Source organism: Actinophytocola sp. (genome assembly GCF_036002505.1).
GTDB lineage: Bacteria > Actinomycetota > Actinomycetes > Mycobacteriales > Pseudonocardiaceae > DASYTH01.
Map to the genome: position 1 here is coordinate 79,923 of NZ_DASYTH010000406.1, position 23,323 is coordinate 103,245.

General features: G+C 70.8%; 21 protein-coding genes. 12 read left to right on the top strand and 9 right to left on the bottom strand.

From position 1 onward, the window contains the following. Positions 1–21: 21 nt before the first annotated feature. Together VGR06_RS35550 and VGR06_RS35555 are read left to right on the top strand one after the other, a co-directional pair. Positions 22–1,302 (top strand): NAD(P)/FAD-dependent oxidoreductase, encoded by a 1,281-nt coding sequence (locus tag VGR06_RS35550; RefSeq protein WP_327563637.1) that lies wholly within the window; start codon positions 22–24, stop codon positions 1,300–1,302. 4 nt (positions 1,303–1,306) lie between these two features. Continuing rightward, a complete protein-coding gene (locus tag VGR06_RS35555) occupies positions 1,307–2,119 on the top strand; it encodes a TIGR02452 family protein (RefSeq protein ID WP_327563592.1) in 813 nt (270 codons plus the stop codon). Here VGR06_RS35555 and VGR06_RS35560 read toward each other — a convergent pair. The 5 genes from VGR06_RS35560 to VGR06_RS35580 are packed head-to-tail and all read right to left on the bottom strand — an operon-like array spanning position 2,116 to position 5,227. Beyond that, complete coding sequence (locus VGR06_RS35560) at positions 2,116–3,150, bottom strand: DUF2332 domain-containing protein (RefSeq protein ID WP_327563593.1); 1,035 nt, start codon at positions 3,148–3,150, stop codon at positions 2,116–2,118. The two genes, VGR06_RS35555 and VGR06_RS35560, sit on opposite strands and share 4 nt — an antisense overlap. A 36-nt stretch (positions 3,151–3,186) precedes the next feature. Continuing rightward, positions 3,187–3,507 carry a DUF3574 domain-containing protein gene (locus VGR06_RS35565; RefSeq protein ID WP_327563638.1) on the bottom strand — a complete coding sequence of 107 codons (321 nt, stop codon included), beginning with the start codon at positions 3,505–3,507 and terminating at the stop codon, positions 3,187–3,189. Continuing rightward, complete coding sequence (locus VGR06_RS35570) at positions 3,507–4,007, bottom strand: GNAT family N-acetyltransferase (protein WP_327563594.1); 501 nt, start codon at positions 4,005–4,007, stop codon at positions 3,507–3,509. Before VGR06_RS35570 ends, VGR06_RS35565 begins: the two co-directional genes overlap by 1 nt. A 33-nt stretch (positions 4,008–4,040) precedes the next feature. Continuing rightward, the gene (locus VGR06_RS35575; RefSeq protein WP_327563595.1) at positions 4,041–4,709 is read right to left on the bottom strand and encodes a hemerythrin domain-containing protein; all 669 of its coding nucleotides are present in this window, start codon (positions 4,707–4,709) and stop codon (positions 4,041–4,043) included. 14 nt (positions 4,710–4,723) lie between these two features. After that, complete coding sequence (locus tag VGR06_RS35580; RefSeq protein ID WP_327563596.1) at positions 4,724–5,227, bottom strand: SRPBCC family protein; 504 nt, start codon at positions 5,225–5,227, stop codon at positions 4,724–4,726. Positions 5,228–5,391: 164 nt separating this feature from the next. Here VGR06_RS35580 and VGR06_RS35585 point away from each other — a divergent pair, with 164 nt between their 5' ends. Both VGR06_RS35585 and VGR06_RS35590 read left to right on the top strand, forming a co-directional pair. After that, complete coding sequence (locus VGR06_RS35585) at positions 5,392–6,102, top strand: AraC family transcriptional regulator (protein ID WP_327563597.1); 711 nt, start codon at positions 5,392–5,394, stop codon at positions 6,100–6,102. 6 nt (positions 6,103–6,108) lie between these two features. Then, a complete protein-coding gene (locus tag VGR06_RS35590; protein ID WP_327563598.1) occupies positions 6,109–7,071 on the top strand; it encodes an isopenicillin N synthase family dioxygenase in 963 nt (320 codons plus the stop codon). Positions 7,072–7,171: 100 nt separating this feature from the next. On the opposite strand, the gene VGR06_RS35595 is transcribed toward VGR06_RS35590, so the two are convergent. Together VGR06_RS35595 and VGR06_RS35600 are read right to left on the bottom strand one after the other, a co-directional pair. Beyond that, positions 7,172–8,383 (bottom strand): LuxR C-terminal-related transcriptional regulator, encoded by a 1,212-nt coding sequence (locus VGR06_RS35595; RefSeq protein WP_327563599.1) that lies wholly within the window; start codon positions 8,381–8,383, stop codon positions 7,172–7,174. A gap of 263 nt (positions 8,384–8,646) precedes the next feature. Continuing rightward, positions 8,647–10,875 (bottom strand): peroxidase family protein, encoded by a 2,229-nt coding sequence (locus VGR06_RS35600; protein WP_327563600.1) that lies wholly within the window; start codon positions 10,873–10,875, stop codon positions 8,647–8,649. A gap of 543 nt (positions 10,876–11,418) precedes the next feature. Between VGR06_RS35600 and VGR06_RS35605 the strand changes: the two genes are divergently transcribed. Together VGR06_RS35605 and VGR06_RS35610 are read left to right on the top strand one after the other, a co-directional pair. Then, a complete protein-coding gene (locus VGR06_RS35605; protein ID WP_327563601.1) occupies positions 11,419–14,175 on the top strand; it encodes a lectin in 2,757 nt (918 codons plus the stop codon). Between the two features lie 214 nt (positions 14,176–14,389). Further along, positions 14,390–16,396, top strand: a complete 2,007-nt coding sequence (locus VGR06_RS35610) for a prolyl oligopeptidase family serine peptidase (RefSeq protein ID WP_327563602.1) — start codon at positions 14,390–14,392, stop codon at positions 16,394–16,396. A gap of 238 nt (positions 16,397–16,634) precedes the next feature. On the opposite strand, the gene VGR06_RS35615 is transcribed toward VGR06_RS35610, so the two are convergent. Further along, entirely contained in the window at positions 16,635–17,597 is a 963-nt protein-coding gene (locus tag VGR06_RS35615) for a hypothetical protein (protein ID WP_327563603.1), read from the bottom strand. A 60-nt stretch (positions 17,598–17,657) separates the two neighbouring features. Here VGR06_RS35615 and VGR06_RS35620 point away from each other — a divergent pair, with 60 nt between their 5' ends. The 6 genes from VGR06_RS35620 to VGR06_RS35645 all read left to right on the top strand — a co-directional run bounded on the left by VGR06_RS35620 (position 17,658) and on the right by VGR06_RS35645 (position 22,536). Beyond that, positions 17,658–18,407 carry a Sir2 family NAD-dependent protein deacetylase gene (locus VGR06_RS35620; RefSeq protein ID WP_327563604.1) on the top strand — a complete coding sequence of 250 codons (750 nt, stop codon included), beginning with the start codon at positions 17,658–17,660 and terminating at the stop codon, positions 18,405–18,407. Positions 18,408–18,605: 198 nt separating this feature from the next. Next, positions 18,606–19,475: a DUF4129 domain-containing protein gene (locus tag VGR06_RS35625; RefSeq protein ID WP_327563605.1), complete on the top strand. Its 870-nt coding sequence runs from the start codon at positions 18,606–18,608 to the stop codon at positions 19,473–19,475. Further along, on the top strand, positions 19,472–19,876 hold the full coding sequence (locus VGR06_RS35630) for a hypothetical protein (protein WP_327563606.1): 405 nt from the start codon (positions 19,472–19,474) through the stop codon (positions 19,874–19,876). Before VGR06_RS35625 ends, VGR06_RS35630 begins: the two co-directional genes overlap by 4 nt. After that, entirely contained in the window at positions 19,873–20,838 is a 966-nt protein-coding gene (locus VGR06_RS35635) for a MoxR family ATPase (RefSeq protein ID WP_327563607.1), read from the top strand. Before VGR06_RS35630 ends, VGR06_RS35635 begins: the two co-directional genes overlap by 4 nt. Next, the gene (locus VGR06_RS35640; RefSeq protein WP_327563608.1) at positions 20,835–22,085 is read left to right on the top strand and encodes a DUF58 domain-containing protein; all 1,251 of its coding nucleotides are present in this window, start codon (positions 20,835–20,837) and stop codon (positions 22,083–22,085) included. The genes VGR06_RS35635 and VGR06_RS35640 overlap by 4 nt, the downstream gene beginning before the upstream one ends. 91 nt (positions 22,086–22,176) lie before the next feature. Next, entirely contained in the window at positions 22,177–22,536 is a 360-nt protein-coding gene (locus VGR06_RS35645) for a hypothetical protein (protein WP_327563609.1), read from the top strand. Here the strand turns inward: VGR06_RS35645 and VGR06_RS35650 are convergent. Further along, positions 22,469–23,293, bottom strand: a complete 825-nt coding sequence (locus tag VGR06_RS35650; RefSeq protein ID WP_327563610.1) for an SAM-dependent methyltransferase — start codon at positions 23,291–23,293, stop codon at positions 22,469–22,471. The genes VGR06_RS35645 and VGR06_RS35650 overlap by 68 nt on opposite strands. Positions 23,294–23,323 lie beyond the last annotated feature (30 nt).

Genomic DNA, 23,323 nt, shown 5'->3' on the forward strand with positions numbered 1-23,323 from the left:
GTGGTGCGTTACGACATCGCTGTGGTAGGGGCTGGGCCGGCGGGGTTGGCTGCGGCGGCTACCGCGTCGGCGGCGGGGCGGCGGGTGGTGCTGCTGGACAGTGGGGTGGTTCCGGGTGGGCAGTATTGGCGGCATCGTCGGCACTTTCCTCCGGGAGGTCCGCGGTATCGGGAGCTGGCGGGGGCGCTTCGGCGAGTGGAGTACCGGCCTGAGGCCGGGGTTTGGTTCGCTGAGGCGGGGTTTGTGCTGCACGTGCCGGGCGGCACGGTTGAGGCGGAGCGGGTGGTGCTGGCGACGGGGGCGCATGACCGGGTGGTGCCGTTTCCGGGTTGGGATCTGCCCGGCGTGCTGACCGCGGGTGGGGCGCAGGCCTTGCTGAAGGGGCAGGGGGTGGTGGCCGGGCGGCGGGTTGTCGTGGCGGGCACGGGGCCGTTTCTGCTGCCGGTGGCCACCGGCTTGGCCGAGGCGGGGGCCCGGGTGGTCGGGGTGTTCGAGGCGGGCAACCCGTTTCGGATGGTGCGCCACCTGCCGGTGCCGGCGGCAAAACTGCGGGAGGCCGCGGGGTACGCCGTGCGGCTGGCGCGGCACCGGATTCCTTACCGCACGGGGCATCGGGTGGTCGCGGCGCATGGCGGCACCGAAGTGACGGCGGTGACCGTCCGCGGGCCGGGCGGTGCCACCCGGCGGGTGGACTGCGACACGCTCGCGGTTGGCCATGGGTTCGTGCCCGCGCTTGAGCTGCCGGTGCTGCTGGGGTGCGCCACCCGCCTCGATGCCGACACGAACCTGGTGGTGACCGTCGACCACGATCAGCGGACGTCGGTTCCGGATGTCCATGCGGCAGGCGAGATCACGGGTGTCGGCGGAGCCGACCTTGCTCTGGTTGAGGGCACGATCGCGGGGGCGGCCGCGGCCGGTATCGGGGTTCCGGATGGTTTGGTCCACCGGCGCGCCCGGTTGCGGCGGTTCGCGGCGGCCCTGCACGCCGTGCATCCGGTGCCGGGTAGCTGGGTGGACGCGTTGACGGACGACACGGTGATCTGCCGGTGCGAGGAGGTCCGGTTCGAGGCCGTGCGGGCGGCGCTGACCGACCTGGGGGCGACTGAGACGCGGACGGTGAAGGCGCTGACCCGGACCGGTATGGGTTGGTGTCAGGGCAGAATGTGCGGGTTCGCGGTGGCGTGCCTGACGGCCCGGGAGCAGGGGCGGCCGGTGCGGGCGGCCGATCTGGAAGCGTTCGCGAACCGGCCGATCGTTGCGCCGGTGACCCTCGGCGAACTGGCCGCCGGCATGATCGAATGATGGCATGAGCCGCCAGCAGCGGGCCGACATCGCCCGGCAAACCGATGAGATCGTCCATGCGGGACGGTATGCCACCCGGTCCGGCGCCGAGGTCGTCATCGCCGACGCGGTCGTGAGCGCGGTGCGGGGCACGATTCTGTACCGGCCGGAGCACGCCGTGGATGAGGGACCGCCGCCGAACGAGCGTGCGCTGGTCGAGGTGACCGAAGAGTCCACCCTCGCGGCGGCCAGGAGACTGGCCGGGGCCGCGCCGGATCCGGTGGCGTGCTTGAACTTCGCCTCCGCCCGCAAGCCCGGCGGGGGATACCGGTCGGGCGCGGCGGCGCAGGAGGAGAGCCTGGCGCGGTCCTCGGCGCTGGCCGCGTCGCTGGTGGCCGCACCGGAGTTCTACGAGTTCCACAACGCGAACCGGGACGCCCGGTACAGCGACCGGGTGATCTACTCCCCCGGCATCCCGGTGTTCCGCGACGACGCCGGCGCGCTGCTGTCCCGGCCATACCGGGTCGCGTTCCTGACCGCGGCGGCGCCGAACGTCTCGGCCATCACCGATCCGGCGCAGCTGGCGGAGATCCCGGCGATCCTGCACCGCCGCGCCGGCAAGGTGCTGGCCGTCGCCCGCCGGCACGGCCACCGCCGGCTGGTGCTGGGTGCCTGGGGCTGCGGCGTGTTCGGCAACGATCCGTCCACAGTGGCCGGTGTGTTCGCCGGCCTGCTGCGCACCGGCGGTCCGTTCGCCGGCATGTTCAGCCACGTCGTGTTCGCGATCCTCGACAACGAGGGCACCACCGTCGCGGCGTTCCGGAAAGCGTTCGCCTAGTCTGCCAGCCACGCCAGCAGGCGGCCCCGCGACCAGCAGCGGCCAAGGGCCTCGGCGTGCAGAGTCGAGTGGTCGAACAACGCCAGGCCGATGATGCTGTGGCCGGAGGCGCGGCGATCGCCCAGTGTCGGTATCGTCGGCGCGACTCCGACCCCCTCCGCTGACACCCACGCCACCGCCCGGCCGGCCGCCGCTTCGTCGAGGCGATGGAGGAAGCGCAGGCGGCTCTCGAGCGGGAAGTGCGACAGCGCCCACGTCGTGGTGACGACCGGCAGGGCGTCGGAGGGTACATGGGCGACGGCGTCGGGCAGCACCTCGACGGCGTCACCAGCCAGCAGCAGCGCGGGGGCTGTCGCCGCCAAGGCCATCTCCGCTTCCAGCCTCGCGATCCGCTCCGGCTGATCCGGCCACAGGCTGGCGCGCAACCATCGGGCGTCTTCCGCGTCGGTCACGTCGACCGGATCGAGGTCGACGCCGACCCGGGCGACGACCTCGGGCATCGCCCGCGTCGGGATGGGCCGGTCTCCCACGACCGAAGCCGACAGCTGCACGGGAGATGACGGGTCGCCCAGCGATTGTCCGTTGCTGTAGGTGATGCCAACGCGATCGACAGTGAGATTGAGCCCAGCCGAACAGCCCACGTCGATCAGCCCAACCGCATTCGCGCCCACCCGGCGCGCCGCCTCGGTGATGGCCGGATACAGCACGGCGCAGCGTCCGGTCTCGTTGGTCCGCGTCCGCCGGCGCACGGCGATGGCCACGACCGAGTCGGTCATGCGCAACAGCGTGTCGATCGCCGCGCCAGCGGCAGCCTCGCCGTCCGCGGCGGCATAGGCCGCGGCAAGCGCCGGGGCGCGTCCGGCGAGGGCGAGATCGTGCAGCGCGGCGAGGATCACCGTGGGATGCCGCTTGCGCGCCGGCACCGCCTCGATGGCGCGCAACGCCTCGTCGGACTCACTCAGGGCCACGGCGACGCGCTCATACAGCGGCGATGTTCCGGCGGCGTCGACCTCACCGAAGCGCCGAAACACCTCAGCGAGTGTGCGGGCCCTACCCACGACAGGACACTAGAAGGAAACCCGTTCGCGGGTGTCGACCCGGAGCACCGGCTGCTGCTGCAACTGGTCCTTGTAGGCTTGGCGGATCTCTTCGATCTCGCGGTTCGCGATGTGGTCGGTCAGCGGGTACAGCAGGATCAGCACCTTCGACTTCTCCTGGATGATCACGGATCCGTCGCGGAACTGGCCCAGACTAGTCCGCCCCTCCGGAATTTGATGCAGTGGTTGCGTTCCCGGGGAACGCTGCGGTCGTGTGGTCGATTGTGGCTGGGCCCCGTGACGGTCCCCTGAGGTTGTGTTGGTCGGCGCGGGGCTTTCCGCGGTGATCATCACACGCCCAAGTGGAGCGGGCGGTGCATGATGTGCAACCCCACGTAGCCATTCACCGGGTGGTGGAACGCTTCCGGGACGGTGCCGATGATCTCGAAGCCGAGCGACTTCCACAGGGCGACCGCGCGGGTGTTGGCTTCGACGACGGCGTTAAACTGCATGGCGCGGTAGCCGGCCGCGCGGGCCCAGTCGAGGGCGTGCTGGCCGAGGGCGCGGCCGACGCCCTTGCCGGAGTGGGCCGGGTCGACCATGAAGCTGGCGCTGGCGATGTGTGCGCCCGGGCCGCCCTGGTTGGGGTTCATCTTGGCGGAGCCGAGCACGGTGCCATGGTCGTTGACCGCGACGACGGTGCGGCCGGGCGGGTCGAGCAGCCAGATCTCCCGGGCCCGCTCCTCGGTCAGGTTCCGGTCGTAGGCGTAGGTCTCTCCGGCGGCCACGATCTGCTGGAGGAACGGCCAGATCGCCGGCCAGTCGGCCGGGGTCGCGTCACGGATCAGCACGGCGCCCAGCGTGCTGGGGACGCCGCCGCGGGGTCAACGGATTTCGGCGGCGGCACCGTAGAGCTTGGCGTGATCCTTGCGGTAGATGCCGACGCCGACGGTGCGCCAGATCAGCCGGACCGGCGCCGGCAGCAGCGCCATGAACCGGGTCCGCTCGTCCAGAGTGGCGTCCCGCAGGATCGCGCCGAGTGCGACCAACCCCTTGCGGCCCTTGGGGATCCCGCTCTGCCCGTGCTCGCCGAGGGCGGTCCATTCAACCTGCGTGATGTGGTCGGAGACCAGCGGCAGGATGTGGTTCTCCTCGTCGTCGAGGTGCTCGTCGAGCGCCACCGACAGCTCCGCGATCAGCGCCGCCAGCTCGTCCCGGCTCACCTCGTCGGCCCCCGCGCGCCAGCGGATCAGCACCGGGTCGATGCGCTCGAGCAGCGAGGACACCACCTCGTGCTGGGTTTCCATGCGCCGCACCAGCTCGGCGTCGAGCGCGCCGATCCGCGACAGCAGCAGCGGCCAGAGCATCTCGTCCTCGCCGGTGTGGTGATGGTGCAGCCCGCGGGTGAGCACGGCCGCGTGCCCGCCGACGATCTCCGCGCGCGCCCGGTCCCCGGCGGCCACCGCGCGGACCAGCTCCGGCAGCGCGGCGAACTCGCGCCGGAACATCTTGTGCACCAACACCATGTCCCAGGTGTCGACCTTGGCACCCATGGCTCCCACCCCGTTCAGCTCGGCTCGACCCAGATTCCCGGGGAAGTCTGCCGAGCGAAAGGGCACAAGGTCCACAGTGGCCCCCGGCTCGACCGGATCTCGAGACGATCAGGCGCCCCGGCCGCCTCCAGGGTCCGCTTCACCACCGCGATGCCGGCGGACATGAGCTCGCCCATGGGTTCGGCCACCTCGTGCGGCAGCACGTCGGCGATCCACACGAACCGGCTGTGGCCCGGACCGTCCGGGAACACCTGCGCGGAGGCGTTGTGATGGCTCAGGCCCAGCGGACCAGCGACCACCGACCACACCAGACGCCGGGCCGCGTCGTCGCGGTCCACGATGAGCTCGCGGGCCACGCCCCCATTGAAGAACGTGACGACGCGGGCGCCGGGCTCGAGCCGGGTGTCCACGACGAAGCCGGGGACCAGGGGTTCGTGGAGCGCGCCGACGTCGCGCAGCGCCGCCCAGACGTCGTCCGGGCTCGCCTCGATCATGATCTCCTTGCGCACGGATGCCATGGGCGAGAGCCTGCCCAACCCCGGCCCGGGCCGGGGTTGGGCATTCTTGCGGTGACTGTCGGCGCCCGGGCGTAGCGTGACCGCGTGCTCAGCAGCGTGGCCGTGGCGGCCGGTCCGGCTTCACGATCACGACGGTGACCTGCGCAAACGATCATGTTAGATGGATGCCGGCGGCCGAGCCGCGCACCGGGTACGGGCTGGTGCTGGTCCGGCATGGACGATTCCGCCGGCTGGCGCGCGGGGTCGCCGTCGACGCCGATCCGGCCGTGGGCTACCTGATGGCGCCGGACGAGGACGAGCGGTTCGCGCACCCGGCCGGCGGGGACGTGTGCACCTGGGTGGGCGTCGCGCCCGACGTGTGGCACGTCATGGCGGGCGACTCGCGCGCCGGGCCGGCGGTGTACGTGGACGCCCGGCTCGACCTCACGCACCGCCGCCTGCTGGCCGCGGCGGCGGCCGGCGACATCGGGTACGGCGTCGCCGAGGAGTTGCTCGGCGCGCTGGCCCAGGCCCTGCGCAGGGCGCCGCCGGGTGGTGCCGCCCGGGACCGGGCCCTGGTGGCCGCCGCGCGGGAGGCCCTCGCCGCCGATCATCCGGCCGCGGCCGGGTTGCTGCCGCTGGCCGCGCTGCTCGGCGTCTCGCCGTACCGGCTCAGCCGGGCGTTCCCGCGCGAGACCGGCGTGCCGTTGACCCGCTACCGCAACCGGATCCGGGTCGGCCGGGCTCTCGACCGGCTGGCCGCCGGGGAGCGGAACCTGGCGGTCCTGGCCGCGGACCTGGGTTTCGCCGACCAGGCACACCTGTGCCGGACCATGCGCGCGCACCTCGGGCACCCGCCGTCCGAGGTGCGCCGGCTGCTGGAACCGGCAGGATAGGAGCTTGTGCGGCTACCCATCATCGACGTGAGCCCGTTCGCCGGCGCCGGGTCCGAGGCCGAGCGGGACCGCGTCGCCGCGACCGTCGACGCCACCTGCCGGGAGACCGGCTTCTTCCTGATCACCGGGCACGGCGTCGAGGACGGCGTCAGGGCCGCGATGCTGGACGCGGCGCGGGAGTTCTTCGCCCTGCCACTGCCCCGAAAGCAGGCCATCGCCATTGAGAAGTCGGCGCACCACCGGGGTTATGTCGGCATCGCGGCGGAGACTTTGGACACTGTCGGCGATCTGAAGGAGACACTGGACACCGGCGGTGAGCATGGTCCGGACCACCCCGAGGTGCGCGCCGGGGTACCGCTCTTCGGCCCGAACCAGTTGCCCGACCTGCCCGGCTTCCATGAGGTCTGGACCACCTACCGGAGCCAGGCGATCGAGGCGGCCGAACGGGTGCAGCGGGCGATGGCCCGCGCGCTCGGCCTCTCCGACGAGCACATCACCACGCTGCCCGGCGGTGAGACCATGTACCACCTCCGGCTGATCCACTACCCGCCGCAGCGCTCGCACACCCCGGCGCCGGGCCAACTCGGCTGCGGCGCGCACACCGACTACGGCACCGTCACGGTGCTCGCCGATGACGGCATCGGCGGGCTACAGGTCATGCACCGCAACGGAACCTGGATCGACGTGCGGGTGCCCGGCGACGCGCTGGTGGTGAACATCGGCGACCTGATGGCGATCTGGACCAATGACCGGTGGATCTCCAACCCGCACCGGGTGGTCAATCCGCCGGACACCGATCGCTACTCCATGCCACTGTTCGTCACGCCGCCGTTCCACGCCACGATCAGCTGCCTACAGAGCTGCGTGGCCGACGGCGCGAAGTACCCGCCGCAGCAGGCCGGACCGTACCTGCTGTCCCGGTTCGACGCGACGCACAGCTACCGAAACCCCTTGCTGGACAACGGTTAGAAAGCCTCCGCCCAACCAACCGCACCTCAGGGGAACGTGACGCAACCCAGCCACAATCAACCTGACAACCGCAGCGTTCGCTGGAACGCAACGACAGCAGTTAATTCCGGAGAGGCGGTTCAGCGGGAGTGCGGGCGGCGGGGATGAGGTCGAGCAGGCCCAAAGCGTGTGCGGCGGCCAGCGCTCCCGGACGGTTGCGCGCGCCAAGTTTGCGGAACAGGCGGGCCTGGGTGTTCTCGACGGTTTTCTCCGCGATGCCGAGCGCGCGGGCGGTGAGCCGGACGGTGTGACCGTTCGCGATGGAGCGGAGGATGTCGCACTCGCGGGAGGTCAGCTCCGGCAGGCCGGGAGCGGAGCCCCCGGAGGGGCCGCGCACGGCATCGAGCAGGGCACCGGCGGCGCTCTCCTCGATAGCAAGGTAGCCGTGCGTGGCCAGGGTCAGGGCGGGCACCAGGTCGGTGGCGACCCGGTCGGCGGTGACGACGGTCAGTGCGCCGCGGAGCAGGGCGCCGAGCACCTCGGCGCGCGGTGGCGGGGTACTGCGGACGAGCGCGACCGGAAGGCCGGCGTCCCATCCGGTGGGCCAGTCCGTGGGGGCAGGGTCGACGAGGACCACGAACACCGACTCGGAGGCCTCGCCCTCCTCGGGTCTCGGTCTGTTGGCGTCCACGTCCGTGGCCACCGAGATGCCGGCGGCCAGCAGGGTGGCGGCCACCCGGTCGCGGGTCGGGCCGGACTCGCCGCGCAGCACCGCGACCACGGTGTCCACCGGTCTGCCGTTGGTCGCCGGGCGCGCCGGCGGTCTGGTGACGATGCCGAGCGCGGTCGCCCGGGCCACCACCTGGCACTGGCTGGCGACCTCGAGCTTGCGGTAGATCCGCCGCTTGGCGTTGGCGACCGCGGAGGTGCTGATGTCCAGCAGCTGGGCGATTCGGTTGGCCGTGTGCCCGGCGCTGAGCAGAGAGATGATCTTCCCCTCCTGCTCGGTCAGCCCGTCCTCCAGGCCGGCCGAGCGGACCGGGTGGTTCCGGTACGTCGCAACGTAACGTTGCAACACGACCAGCAACGCATCGAGCCCGTGCGAGCACGGCAGCAGCGTGTCGACGCCGAGTTGCCAGAGCGCGCCGAGCTCGGCCGAGGACAGTCGCTCGTAGACGACCACCAGCCGGGCCAGGTCGACGCAGTCCTTGAGCCGCTTCAACACCTGCGGGTCCGTGCCGATGCCGCCCCCCACGTCCACCAGCACCACGTCCGGGTGTTGCAGCTCGCACAGCATGGGCAGGTCGTCGAGATCAGCGACACTGCCGACCACCGCGTACTCGGGCCTCGCCTCGAGGCACCCTGCCAGCGCGTCTCTGAACAGACGGCGAGGAGAGCGCAGCGCTACACGGATCATGTACACCTACCCCTTTTGCGCCTGGCACTCCTCCCCATGACTCACTCATTGTGGTACTGCGACCACATGTTGCAACAGGCCCTAGGGGGTTTAGTTTGGGCAACTCCAATTATTGCCATTACCAGTGCTTGAGCTGAACCGGTCCCGTGCGATGTGCACGGGACCGGTTCAGGGATTACTTAACTCTGGACGACCGTACAGGCCGTGGTGTTCAGGCTGATCGCCGTCGGTCTGGCGTTGGTCACCCCGTTCCAGGTGGCCGTGAACCCGACATCCTGGACGGTCTGACCCGGGTTGATCTGGTTGTTCCAGGACGCGTTCTGCGCAGGCACCCTGTTGATGTCCTGCGTCACCACCCCGTTCCAGAGCAACGAGACCTGCTGGCCGTTGGCGAACACGAACCGCTCGGTCCAGTTGGTGATCGGCGTCGATCCGGTGTTGGTGATGTTCTGGCTGACCTGGAACCCGTTGGTGCTCCCGGTCCACTGGTTGGTGATGTGGTACTCGACCCGGCAGCTGGTCGGCGGGTTGTCGCCGTGCGTGAAGAACACGTTGCCCGGCAGCTCCGCCCGGTCGATGCCGGCGTTGCGCGAGATGATGTCGCCGAGGTTGCTGCGGAAATCGATCCCGTAGGTGTTGCGGATGAACGTCAGGCCCTGGTCGTTGCCGAAGAAGAACCGGTCACCGTCCCGGAGCCGGGTGAACTCCCGGGTCCACATTGCACGCTGCAACGCGCCGAACTCCGATCCGGCCACGTGCTGCTCGGACACCATGCCGATGAACGGGTCCACATTGTTCACGTTGCCGTAGATCGCGGCCAGCTTCGCGGCCAGCGGGGCCCGCCGGGTGGCCTTGTCGATCGTGGTGTCGGCCCGCACCGGGTCCGCCACCGGGTCGACAACCTGGTTGAACGGGTCGCGCAGCTGCGTGAACTCGAGGCTCGCCGGGGTGTCGATGCCGGTGCCAGGCGGGAACGTCTGGCTGGCCTCGCCGGTGATCTGGGTGAACGAGGTCACCGCCGGCAGCCCGTAGGCCACCCGTAGCTGGTTGTAGCTCGGCATGCCGTGATCACGGGCCCGCTCGATGTCGATCGCACCGAGGTCGGTCACGCCGTTGAAGCAGTCCGGCAGCTCCGGCCCGTCGAGGCAGTCCGGGTTGCTGGAGTTCGGCACCTTGAACAGCACGCTGCGCAGCTGGTTGTCGATCATTTCGTCGTTCTTGTACTGCGCCTCGGCGCCGATGGCCTCCAGCAGCGGTCCAAGCTGCAACCGCGGGACCAAGTCGGGGTTGAAGAAGCCGCGGTTCAGCGGAATCACGACGGCGACCTCGTCGCCTTCTTCGACCTCGAGGCCCTGGGCCCGGAAGAAGTCGAGGTCCGCCGCGCTGTAGGTGCCGGCCTCGGCCTCGATCTCCATCTCACCGTGGATCTGGCTGTGCGCCCGGTATCCGACGGTGGCGAACTCGTTGGACAGTGTGGCGTCGATGTTGTTCTTGTACCCGGTGTAGGCGGGCAGCGTGACGCCCATCGCCGGGAGCCACTCGTTGTAGGTGACGAACTGCTGCTCGGCGACCACGACCCGGCGCGCGATCTGGAACTTGTCCTCCTGGCTGAGCGAGGCGGGCAGGGCGTTCACGATCCGGTTGTGCTCGCGGGCGAACAGGGTGTGCGTCGCGGTAAGGAACAGGTTCTCGTTGGCCCGCACGTCGCCGGCGACCATGGCGCTGTTCGGGTTGGCCAGCAGGATGCCGTCGACGTCCATGGCCGGCGCGGTGTTCGCGTTGCCACGGGCGGTCTTCCTGGGCAGGAAGCCGTTCTGCAGCATCAGCGTGGCGGCGTTGTTGGCCGGGTTGCCGTCGACCGTGCCGTCCCGCAGCCAGTCCAGCCGGGTGGCCGAGGCACCGTAGACCGTTTCCGCGTCGATGTACGAGCTTTCGGTGTTGACCTGCTGGCGTGGGTTGTTCACGCCGGTCCCGGGTGCGGCGGCCGAACGCTGCATCGCGATCGTGCCGAGGTTGTTGGTGAACTGCTCATCCGGGTCGGCCGCGTTGAACGCGATGTTCTCGTTCTCGGTGCCGGACTGGCGCAGGCCGAAGGTGTGGTCTAGGAACTGGCCCCAGGCCCAACCCCAGGCGTCCAACTGCCGCTCGGAGAAGATGTTCTGGGCGATGTCGCTGTGGACCCGGTTGCTGACCATCCGGGCGTTCGGCCCGGTGACCGGCTGGCTGCGGCCGTCGGCGTAGCGCGCGGCGGCGACCCGGGAGTAGGGCTGGCCGGCCCGGCCCCAGTTGGGGTTGGCCGCGTTGTTTCCGGCGCCGTCGAGGTTTGCCACTTCAAAGGGCACGGCCGCCGTCGCGGAGCCCGACATGATCAGTACCTGCGCCACGGCGAGGATCACCGCGGCGGTCATGATCAGTAACGGATTCCGTGAAGTTCTCAATCTAAGCTTCACGTCATTCCTCTCCATCAGCATTAGCCGCCGCACCACCGGGGGTCAGGGGAACCGGTGGGTCGGCGACGCACGGGAACTGTTTATGCAAAGAAGCAGGAATCCGGCAGGGATTTACGAAGCTCGCCGAAATACTTTGGCCAACCGCGCTCCGAATCGCTCGATTGCCCAAACCGGCAGGTGGGCCGGCACTGGTCAAACGACATTGTTGAGGCGGGCCCCGCCACGGGACATTTTCGGCACCTGCGGCAATCCTGGACCGCGTCCAAACAACGGTCAATACCGGCATCCCACCCGTTTCCCTTGGGGGTGTCACCTGGAGAAACAGGCGGCTACCCGGCGCACCGACCGGTCGGTTGACAACGCTGTCTCACCTGCTGACAAAACCGGCCGAACCGCTGGTCCAACCGGGCGAAGTCAGCGCTCCAGCCTTCCCGGCGGCCCGGCCCGCTGGGAGGATGCAACGCTGACAACGTTGTCAACTCCTCCCTGCTGGAGTACGCCATGCACCGGTATCCGATATTCGCGGCGCTGCTGGCCGCCGGTACCGCCCTTGCCCTCGCCGTCGCCCCGGCCGCCGTCGCCCACGCGGGGCCCGTCGTCGGGGTCGTCATCGACGATCCGGCCCAGTACGTGAACCCGTTCGTCGGAACGAAACCTGGCGGCCCGGACTTCGGCCACGGCGGCGGCGCCGGCAACACCTTCCCCGGCGCGGACGCCCCGTTCGGCATGCTGCAGTGGAGCCCGGACACCGTGCTGCACCAGCACGGCGGCTACCACTACGACGACAACCGGATCAAGGGGTTCAGCCTCACCCACCTGTCCGGGCCGGGCTGCAGCGACTTCGGCAACGTGCCGTTCATGCCCGCGCTCGGTGGCAGCCCGGTCAGCTTCTCAACGTTCTCGCACGCCAACGAGTCCGCCGCGCCCGGCTACTACTCGGTGACGTTCGACAACGGCGTGCGCACGGAACTGACCACCACCGCGCGCAGCGGACTGGCCCGGATCACCTACCCCGCCGGGCAGCAGGCGTCCCTGTCGGTGGACGCGGCGAAGGCGTTCAACGCGGCCAGCGGCACGATCACCGTCGGCACCAGCACGTTGACCGGATTCACCGACAGCGGCGGGTTCTGCGGCGCGGGGAACCGCTACCGGCTGCACTTCTCCATCGAGTTCGACCGGCCGTTCGTGTCCGCGGGCGTCGCCGGTCCGGACGGCAAGGTGGACAACTCGCGGCGCTCCATCGAGGGCAGCAGCAAGGGAACCGTGCCGGCGTCGCCGAAGACCGCGGCGTCGCAGTCGGGTGTGGACACCCGGCTCGCCCCCGCACCCGAGGCGACCACGGGCGCGGTCGAGCCGCTGGCCGCGGCGGCGTTCGTCTCGTTCGACACCAGCGCGAGCCGGACGGTGACCGCCCGGGTCGGCATCTCGTTCGTCAGCGTCGACGGGGCGCGCGCCAACCTCAACGCGGAGCAGGGCGGCCGGTCCTTCGACGATGTCCGGACCGGCACCCGGGCCGCGTGGAACGACCTGCTCAGCCGGATCGCGGTGACCGGCGGCACGACCACCCAGCGCCAGGTGCTGTACACCAACCTCTACCACTCCCTGTTGCACCCCAACGTGTTCAGCGACACGAACGGCCAGTACACGGGCTTCGACGCCCGGGTGCACAGCACGGTCGCCGGGCACACGCAGTACGCCGACTTCTCCGGCTGGGACGTGTACCGCTCGCAGGTACAACTCGTGGCACTGCTGGCACCGGCGCAGGCCTCCGACATCGCCCAGTCCGCGATCAACCAGGCCACCCAGGGCGGCTACCTGGACCGGTGGACCGTGGCCAACGGCGGCACCGGCGTGATGAACGGCGACCCGCTCTCGATCATCATCGCGAACATGTACGCCTTCGGGGCACGCGACTTCGACGCGGCGGCCGGGCTGCAGCGGATGCTCACCGGCAGCCACGACGGGCGCCAGCGGCCCGGTTTCCAGCAGTACGACACGATGGGCTACGTCCCCACCGGCACCGGCGGGGTCTGGGGCTCCGCGGCCACCACGCTCGAGTACACCAGCGCGGACTTCGCCGTGTCCGCGTTCGCCGGCCGGCTCGGCGACACCGCGACCGCCGAGTCCTATCTGCGCCGCGCCCAGTACTGGCGCGACCTGTTCGAGTCGCGCAACAGGTACCTCCAGCCGCGCAACGCCGACACCACGTTCCCCTCGTTCAGCCCGACCCAGCAGAACGAGTACGTCGAGGGCAACGCCGCCCAGTACACCTGGATGGTCCCGTACAACTACCGCGGCCTGTTCGACGCGATGGGTGGCAACGCCGCCGTGCTCCCCCGGCTCGACGCGTTCTTCACCGAGCTCAACGCCGGACCCACCAAGGCGAACGCCTACCTCGGCAACGAGCCCAGCCTGGAGACCCCGTGGGCCTACGCCTACGCCGGCGCTCCCTACAAAACGGCCGACGTCGTCCGCCGCGCGCTGACCTCGATCTTCAAGGCGACCCCGGACGGCTACGTCGGCAACGACGACCTCGGCCAGATGTCCTCCTGGGCGGTCTGGGCCGCAATCGGCCTCTACCCGGAGGTGCCCGGCCGCTCCGAGCTCGTCCTGGCCAGCCCGCAGTTCCCCGGCATCACCATCCGCCGCGGCAACGGCGCGGTGATCGACATCAGCGCACCGAACGCGTCGGACACCGTGAAATACGTGCAAAGTCTTACGGCGAACGGAGTTTCGTCGAATCGTCCCTGGCTGACCGAGTCTTTCGTGGCCACCGGCGGGACGCTGGCGTTCACCTTGTCGTCGACGCCGAACACGTCGTGGGGCTCCGCCGCGGCCGACGCGCCACCCTCGTTCGAGGTGGGCCCGAACCCGGCGCGCACCGGTCCGATCACCGGGCTGGCGAGCAAGTGCGTCGACGTCAACCAGAGCAGCACCGCCAACGGCACCAAGATCCAGCTGTGGACCTGCAACGGAAGCAGCGCCCAGGTGTGGACCCTCGCCTCCGACGGCAGCGTCCGTGCCCTCGGCAAGTGCCTCGACATCGACCACAGTGGACGGTCCGACGGCACCAAGCTCCAGCTGTGGGACTGCAACAGCACGGGCGCCCAGCAGTGGTGGCCCCGCCCCGGCGGCGCGCTGGTCAACCCGCCCTCAGGCAAGTGCCTGGACGTGCCCAACAGCAACACCGCCGACGGCACCCAGCTCCAGATCTGGACCTGCAACTCCACCGGCGCCCAAACCTGGCGCCTGCCGTAGTTGATCGGCGCGGGGAAGCAACGTCACGTTCATGCGCTAGAGGGCAAGCAACGTCACGTTGCTTTCCGGGCGGCCGGCTGCCGGCTTCGGTCACCGACCAGGAGTTCCGCGCGCGGTTCCGGCGCGAGTCGCGGATCGTGGCCGACCTCAGGCATCCCAACGCGGCCCCCCGCGGGCGGAGGCCTCCGCGACCGCCACTGGCACACTGACAACCATGACCGACGATCCCTACCTCTGGCTGGAAGAGGTCACGAGCGAGACCGCCCTGGACTGGGTACGGGACCGCAACGCCGAGTCCGTCACCGAGCTCACCGGTGGCGAGCGCTTCGCCGAGCTCCGCGACGAGATCCGCCAGGTCCTCGACGCCGACGACCGGATCCCCTACCCGCGACGCCGGGGTGAGTACCTCTACAACTTCTGGCAGGACGCCGACCACCCGCGCGGCCTCTGGCGGCGGACCACACTCGACGAGTACCGGAAGGACCGGCCCGCCTGGGAGATCCTGCTCGACGTGGACGCGCTGGGCGAGGCCGAGGGCGAGAGCTGGGTCTGGGAGGGCGCCGCGTTGCTGCGGCCGGAGTACCGGCTGGCCCTGGTGGAACTCTCCCGGGGTGGCGCGGACGCGGCCGTGGTGCGGGAGTTCGACCTGGAGACCCGGTCCTTCGTCGACGGCGGGTTCGAGCTGCCCGAGGCGAAGTCGTACGTGAGCTGGATCGACGCGGACCGGATCTTCGTCGGCACCGACTTCGGCGAGGGGTCGATGACCACCTCGGGATATCCACGGATCGTCAGGGAGTGGCGCCGCGGCACGCCGCTGGCCGAGGCCGTGACGGTGTACGAGGGGAAGCCGGACGATGTCTCCGTGCACGGGTACCACGACTCGACCGACGGGTTCGAGCGGGACATCGTCAGCCGCAGCATCGACTTCTGGCGGAGCGAGAAGTACCTGCGCACCCCGGGCGGGGACCTGGCGCGGATCGAGGTGCCGGACGACGCCCGGATCGACGTGCACCGCGAGTGGTTGCTGGTGACGACCAAGACCGAATGGACGGTCGACGGGACGACCTACCCGGCGGGCGCGTTGCTGGTCGCGGATTTCGAGAAGTTCATTGCGGGGCAACAAGATCTGATCGTCCTCTTCGAACCGGACGAGCATTCGGCGCTGAGCTACCACGTCTGGACGCGACACCACCTGATCATCGCCTCGCTGGTCGACGTGCGGAGCCGGCTGGAGGTGCTCACCCCCGGCCCCGACGGTCTCCGCCGCGCGGATCTCGGGGCAGTGCCGGAACTGGCCGTGGCCGAGATCGTGGGGGTCGACCCGCACCAGAGCGACGAGTACTTCCTCAGCGTCAGCGGGTTCACCCTTCCGTCCACTTTGGAGCGTGGTGAGATCGGCGCCGAGCCGGAGATCCTCAAGCAGGCACCGGCCTTCTTCGACGCATCCGGGCTGACCGTCCAGCAGCACTTCGCGGTGTCGGCCGACGGCACCCGGGTGCCCTACTTCGTGGTGGGCCGCGGCGACGGCCCCGGACCCACGATGCTCTACGGCTACGGCGGCTACGAGATCTCGCTGACCCCGGGCTACAGCGGCACGCTCGGGCGCGGCTGGCTGGCCCGCGGCGGAACCTACGTGGTGGCCAACACCCGGGGCGGCGGCGAGTACGGCCCCCGCTGGCACCTGTCCGCGCTGAAGGCCGACCGCGCCCGGGTGTACGAGGATTTCACCGCCGTGGCACGGGATCTGGTGACCCGCGGGATCACCACCCCGGCACAACTCGCCATCCAGGGCGGCAGCAACGGCGGCCTGCTGATGGGCGTGATGCTCACCAAGCACCCCGAACTGTTCGGCGCGGTCGTCGCCCAGGTTCCCGTCCTGGACATGCTCCGCTTCCACCGCCTGCTGGCCGGGGCGTCCTGGATCGCCGAGTGGGGCGATCCGGACGACCCGGCCGATGCCGTCTACCTCAAGGAGTTCTCCCCTTACCACAACGTCGGCAGTGGACGGACCTACCCGCCGGCCCTGCTCATCACGTCCACAAGGGATGATCGGGTGCACCCCGGCCACGCCCGCAAGATGGTCGCCCGGCTCCTCGAGACCGGCCACGACGTGCGCTACTACGAAAACATCGAAGGCGGCCACGGCGCGGCGGCTGACAACGAGCAGCTCGCGTTCAAGTCGGCCCTGATCTACGAGTTCCTCTGGCGCATCCTGACCTAGTACAGCAGCCGCGCTTCCTCACGTCGCTGTGTTGGCGCCTCACGTCGCTGTGTTGGCGCCTCACGTCGCTGTGTTGGCTTCTGGCGTGGGTGTGTTGGCTGGCGACGACGACGCCGGACGCAGCGGATGGCGCCCACCACGCACCCTTGGCCAACACGGCGACGCCACACGCCAACACAACGACGCCACGGGCCAACATGGCGACGCCAGAGGCCAACACGCCGAACAGCACGAAGTGCTAGGCCCGGAAGCCGTTGCGGGTGTAGGTCAGGCTGAACGAGCCGCGGTTGGCGAAGTACACCGACACGAGGTACGCGGGGTCGGTGGCGAGCAGGCCGCGCGGGATGTCGCCGCCGTCGTCGTGGTCGTCCCAGCCCCACGGCGCGTTCGCCGAGTTGTCCGCGCCGTTGTCGCCGCGGAAGGTGCCGAAGCTGGCGTAGGTGACCGGATCCGAGCGGCGCGCCCACATGCCGCCGGCGGCGAACGTGTCGGCCAGCCGGTAGGCCACCGACCGGTCGTTGCCGCTGGACGGGACCTCGGCGGCCGTGGCGCTCGGAAAGTAGACGACGCCGTCGCTGCCGGGGAAGTTGGCGCCGTTCCAGCCGAACGCGCCGTGGCCCTTGGCCTCCTGGAACGTGGCCGGGTGCGGGACACCGCCGACGTTCTGCACGATCAGCGTGCCGTCCACGCTCTCCCGCCCGGCGGTGTACGGGCTGCCGGCCGGCAGGTAGGAGTAGAAGTTGTCGTGCGCCACGGTGACCATGGCCTCGAGCGCGCCGAACTCGCTGCCGTCCTTGCGCACGGTCAGCAGCATGCCCTCCATGTCGTTCTCGTGGGTGAAGAGCTCGAACGGGTCGGGGAAGTCCTCCCAGTCGCGCGGGTGGTAGTACGCGTACACCAGGAACCAGTGGGTGGACGTCTCCACCACCGAGTAGTACATCCAGCCGGTGAGCCGGGCGAGGTTGTCGTCCTGGTGCTCCCAGTTGTTGAGGGTGTCCCACTCGGCGTCGTAGTCGATCGTGGACAGGTAGTCGGCGTCGTAGTCGGATGAGTCGGTGTCCTGGTAGTGCACTGGTGCCCAGCGCAGCGCGAGTGCCGCGTCGGTGGGTGCGGCGGCGGCCGGGGTCGGGCTCACCATGATCAGCGCGGCGCCGGTGAGCAGCGCGGATCCGGTGGCGGTGAGGCGGCGGAGCAGGGTCATGATGCGCAACCTCCAACTCGGAAACAGAGTCGGAGAATTACGTACCATCGGTAGGTGAACATGAGCCAGCGTCAGGTTGAGCGGGCGCGGTCCCTCGTGGCAACGGCAGGCCGGGTCGTGGCCATGACCGGCGCCGGCATCTCCACCGAATCCGGCATCCCCGACTTCCGCGGCCCGAACGGCGTGTGGACGAAGAACCCGGAGGCCGAGAAGCTCTTCACCATCCACAACTACGTCGCCGACCCCGACGTCCGCCGGCGCTCCTGGCAGACCCGCGCGTCGCACGGCGCGTGGGACGCGCAGGCGAACGCCGCGCACCGCGCGCTGGTCACCCTGGAGCGCACCGGCCGGCTGACCGCCATCGTCACCCAGAACATCGACGGCCTGCACCAGCGCGCCGGCTCCGACCCCGACCTGGTCATCGAGCTGCACGGCACGATGTTCGAGACCATCTGCCTGACCTGCGCCGACCGCCGCACGATGCGCGAAGCCCTCGACCGGGTGGCCGCCGGCGAGCCCGACCCGCCGTGCCTGCTCTGCGGCGGCATCCTCAAGTCCGCGACCATCTCCTTTGGACAGCCGCTCGACGTGGCGGTGCTCGCCCGCGCGCGCGACGCCGCCCTCGGCTGCGACCTGATGCTCGTCGCCGGCAGCTCGCTCACCGTGCAACCCGCCGCTGGCCTGGTCGGGCTCGCCGCGCACGCCGGCGCGACGGTCGTTGTGTGCAACGGCTCCGAGACCCCCTACGACGACCTCGCCGAGGTGGTGCTGCGCGAGCCGCTCGGCCAAGTGCTCCCCGCCCTGGTCTGATCCTGCGAGTCCCCACTTCCAGCACGCGAGTCCCCACTTCCAGCACGCGAGTTCGCACTTCCAGTCAGCGAGTTCGCGGTTGAGACCTGCGGCTCGCTAGCCGAAACCGGGAACTCGACTGCCTGAACCGGGGACTCGCGGTCCTGAACCGGGGACTCGCGGCGCACCCCCGAGCCACCCATCCTCGTTGAACCAGGCATGAGCCTGCGCCGGTTCGTGAGCCCCTACGCCCGACTGCCCGTGCTGGCGCTGCTCGTGGGAGTGACCGTCATCGGACTCGCCACCCACCCCGCCGACGCCCCGGCCGAAGCTCCGGCCCGCACCCCCGACCCCGGGCACACCTCGCTCCCCTTCGCCATCCTGCTCGCCCTCGCGATCCCCGCGACCGTGCTCCTCACGATCGCCGCGGTCCGGTATCGCCGCCGCCCCGCACCCCGGCCTCCGGTGCAACGCCGGGCGGGCCGGCAGCCGCCCCGACGATGGCTCGCCGCGCTGGCGCTGCTCGGCCTGCTCACCGTCACCGTCGCCGGCTCCGCCCTGGCGGCCCGGCTCTCCCGTCCCGACCCGCCGCCGGCCGAACCGCGGCCCAGCCCCACGCCGGCATCGTCGGTCACCGGCGCACCCGAGGACCTGGCGTGGCTGCTCGTGGCGGCGTCCACGCTGCTCACCCTGCTGATCGTGGCGGCGATCGCGCACATCCGGTCCACCGCTGAGGAGCCCGCCCCGAAACCACCGCCGCCGCCCACGCTCGCCGAGGCGGTCCACCGCGCGCTGGCCGCCGTCACCCAACCCGCCGACGACCCGCGGACCGCGATCATCCGAAGCTATGCCGCCATGGAGAACGCCCTGACCACCGTGCCCGCAGCCGCCCCGCACGCCGCCGACTCCCCGTCCGAGGTGCTGCACCGGGCCGCCGCGCTCGGCGCCGTCCGCTCCCCCGGCGCGTGGCGGCTGGTCGAGCTGTTCGACGAGGCCCGGTTCAGCCCACACCCGATGACCGAGCACGACCGCCTGGACGCCGTCGCCGCGATCCGCTTGATCCTGGTAGACATCGAGGGCAGATCATGAGTTGGTTGACGGTCGTCGACGTGGTGGCCATCGTCGCGCTGTTCGCCTGGCGGCTGAACCTCATCCCGCGCCGTCCCGATGCGTCCACAGTGGACGATGAGCCGGCGCCGCTGCCGGACACGTCGATGGACCGGGCCCGGGCCACGCTCGACTGGGCGGACGGGTCCCGGGCCGACTGGGACCGGCACGTCCGCCCGCTGCTCGCCCGCGAGGTCGCCGAGGTGCTCCGGGCCCGGCGCGACCCCGCGCTGCCCCAACCGGCACACACCGGCGGCCGGCTGCTCGGGCCCGACCTGTGGCCGCTGGTGGATCCGGCGCAACCGTTCACCGCCGAACCCGACCGCCCCGGCCCCGGCCGTGACGGGCTCGCCCGCATCCTCGACCGGCTGGAGCGCCTGTGAGACTGCTGTCATCCGCGACGACCGCCCTGGCCACCGCGGTGCTGGACGAGGTCGAGCTGGCCGTGGTCGGCAAGCGCGACGCGCTCACCCTGATCATGCTCGGCATCCTGGCCCGCGGGCATGTGCTGATCGAGGACCTGCCCGGGGTGGGCAAGACGCTGATCGCCCGCTCCTTCGCCACCGCGCTCGGCCTGCGGTTCACCCGCGTCCAGTTCACCCCGGACCTGCTGCCCGCGGACCTCATCGGCACCACCGTCTACGAGCAGGCCCGCAACGTGTTCCGGTTCCGGCCGGGCCCGGCGTTCACCCACCTGCTGCTCGCCGACGAGATCAACCGCACGCCGCCGAAAACCCAGGCCGCGCTGCTGGAGGCGATGGCCGAGATGCAGATCAGCGTGGACGGCGACACGCACAAGCTGCCCGACCCGTTCATCGTGCTGGCCACCGACAACCCGATCGAGTACGAGGGGACCTACCCGCTGCCCGAGGCCCAGCTCGACCGGTTCACCCTGCGCGTGCGGCTGGGTTACCTGCCCGAGGCCGGCGAGGTGGAGATGCTGCAGCGCCGGATCGACCGCGGCTCCGCGGCGCCCACGCTCGGCCCGGTCGTCGGGGTGGACGAGGTGCTGGCCATGCGCGAGTCACTGGAGTCGGTCTCGGTGCACCCGGACATCCTGGGCTACATCGTGGCCCTGGCCGCCGCCACCCGCGGGCACCACCGGGTCGACGTCGGGGTGAGCCCGCGCGCCGAGCTCGACCTGGTGCAGCTGGCCCGCGGCCGGGCCGTCCTCGCCGGGCGCGACTACGTGATCCCGGAGGACATCAAGGCGCTCGCCGCGCCGGCCTGGGCACACCGGATCAGCCTGGTGCCGGAGATGTGGGTGCGGCGGGTGCGGAGCGAGCAGGTGATCGAGGAGCTGCTGCGCCAGCAACCCGCGCCACGGCTGGAGGAGTCGGCGTGACCGAGCCGGTCCGCTGGCGCCCGTCGCCGCTGACGCTGTCGCTGGCCACCGCGTCGGCCACGGCACTGGCGCTGGCCCTGATCGGGCGCCGCCCCGAGCTGATCGCCTTCGCCGCGCCGTTGCTCGGCGCCCTGGCCGGTGGCTGCTGCCGGGTCCGCCCGGCCTCGCACATCACCCTGCGCCCCGAACAGGAGACCCAGCGGTGCTTCGAAAACGAGGTGGTGGCCATCCGGGTCCACGCCCACTCGGAAGGAATGTGCGACGAGATATCGCTGCGCCCGCTGCTGCCGCCCGGCCTCGAACTGATATCCGGCGAGACCGTCCACAGTGGACCAGCAACGGAGTGGCAGATCCGGGCGACCCGATGGGGACGGTTCAGCATTTCCGTGGAGATCACCGCGCGGACCGCGGGCGGGCTGGTGACCGCCACCCTTCGTGCCGAGGCCGGGGAGATCCGGGTCTACCCCAAACCCGCGCCGCTGACCGTGTCGCCGCGGCCGGCCAGCCTGCCCGACCGGATCGGTGTCCACATCGGACGAAGGCGCGGCGAGGGTGTCGAGTTCGCCGCCATCCGGCCGTATGTCGCCGGCGACCCGCTCGGCCAGGTGAACTGGCCGGTGAGCGCGCGGTTGGGGCGGCTGCATGTGACCGAGCGGCTGGCGGAGCGGGCCACCGACGTGGTCGCACTGGTGGACACCTACCCGGTCGCCGACCCGGACCAGGCGTGCCTGGATCTCGCGGTGCACGGCGCCGCGGAGATCGTCCAGGCGGCGCTGCGCCGCGGGGACCGGGCGGGCGTGCTGGCGCTCGGCGGTGGCATGCGCTGGCTCGGCCCGGACGTCGGGCGGCGCCAGTTCTACCGGATCGCCGACGCGGTGCTGGACGCCACGGCCGCGCCGCCGTCGTTCCGGCCGTCCGGCGGTCGGCTGCCGCGGGCCGCGCTGCCGCCGCACGCCTGCGTGGTCGCGTTCACCCCGCTGCTGGACGCCCGGGTCGGCCTGGCCCTGCAGGACGTCCGCGGCCGCGGGCACGCCACCCTGGTCGTCGACGTGCTCCGCGAGCCTCCGGCCGGCGGCGAACCCGACCCGATGGCGGAGCGGCTCTGGCGGCTGGAACGCCGCGGGCTGCACCGCGATCTGGCCAGCGTCGGCATCCCGGTCGTGCCGTGGGGTGAGTGGTCCACTTTGGACGAGGTGCTGTACCCGCTGGCCCGGCGCCCGCTCCAGAGCGGAAGGCCACCGCGATGAGCGGAGTCGGTGCGATGAAGGGGGCCTTCCGCACGCCCAGTGCGAGGAAGGCCCCCTTCATCGCACCCCGCCCGGCCGAAAGGCGGTCGCGGTGATCCGCGCGGTGCCACCGGTCGCGGCGACGGTCGTCGTGCAGGTCGCCGTGCTCGGCCTGGCCCTCGGCCACCCCTCGATCGGGCAGGCGTGCGTGGTCGGCATGGCCGCGCTGCTGTTCCTGCTGGCCAACGACAATCGCAGGTTCACCCGTGCCCGCAGCGGAATTCTCGCGGGCGCGGCACTGACCACCCTCGCTGCCGTCGTCGCCTCGCTGGTGCCGGGCGACCTCGGCCACTTCGGCTGGTGCGTGCCGGTGGCCCTGGTGGCGCTCTACATGCTCGCCACCGTCAGTCCATTTTCCTTGCCACGCCGGCAAAACCGGGGAACCGCTCGGGGTCCTCGGCAAAGTAGCTGATCCCGTCCGGGCGCCACAGCGGCAACGTCACCACCCCCGGCTCGACCAGTTCGAAACCCTGGAACAGCCCGTCGATCTCCTCGCGCGAGCGCAGCATCACCGGGTTCGCGGTGTTGCTGTACACCGCGGCGAACCGCTCGAGGAACTCCCGCGGCTGCCCGGTCATGCTCATGTGCGAGAGCGCGAGATGGCTCCCCACCGGCAGTTCCTCGCGGTACCGGGCGATGATGTCGAGCAGCCCGTCGGAGTCCGGCACGAAGTGCAGCACCGCCACCATGAGCAGCCCCACCGGCTGGGAGAAGTCGATCTGCTTCCGCACCTCCGGCGAGCCCATGACCTCGCGCACGTCCCGCATGTCGGCGTGCAGGAACGCGCAGCGCTCGTTGCCGTCCAGCACCGACTGCCCGTGCGTCACGGCGACCGCGTCGATGTCCACGTACACCACCCGCACGCCCGGGTCGATGTGCTGCGCCACCTCGTGCACGTTGCCGGACGTGGGAATCCCCGAGCCGAGGTCGATGAACTGGCGCACCCCGGACTCCACCAGGAACCGGACCGCGCGCTGCAGGAACGCCCGGTTGGTGCGCGCGCCGGCGACCGTGGCCGGCAGCGCGGCGATGGCCCGCTCGGCGGCCTCCCGGTCGACGGCGAAGTTGTGCGCCCCGCCGAGGTAGTAGTCGTACATGCGGGCCGCGCTGGGCTGGTCGAGATTCACCCTGGGCGGCACACTGCTCGGCCAACTCGTCGCCTGATCCATGCTCCCCCGATCCCCGTTAACTGTTCACAA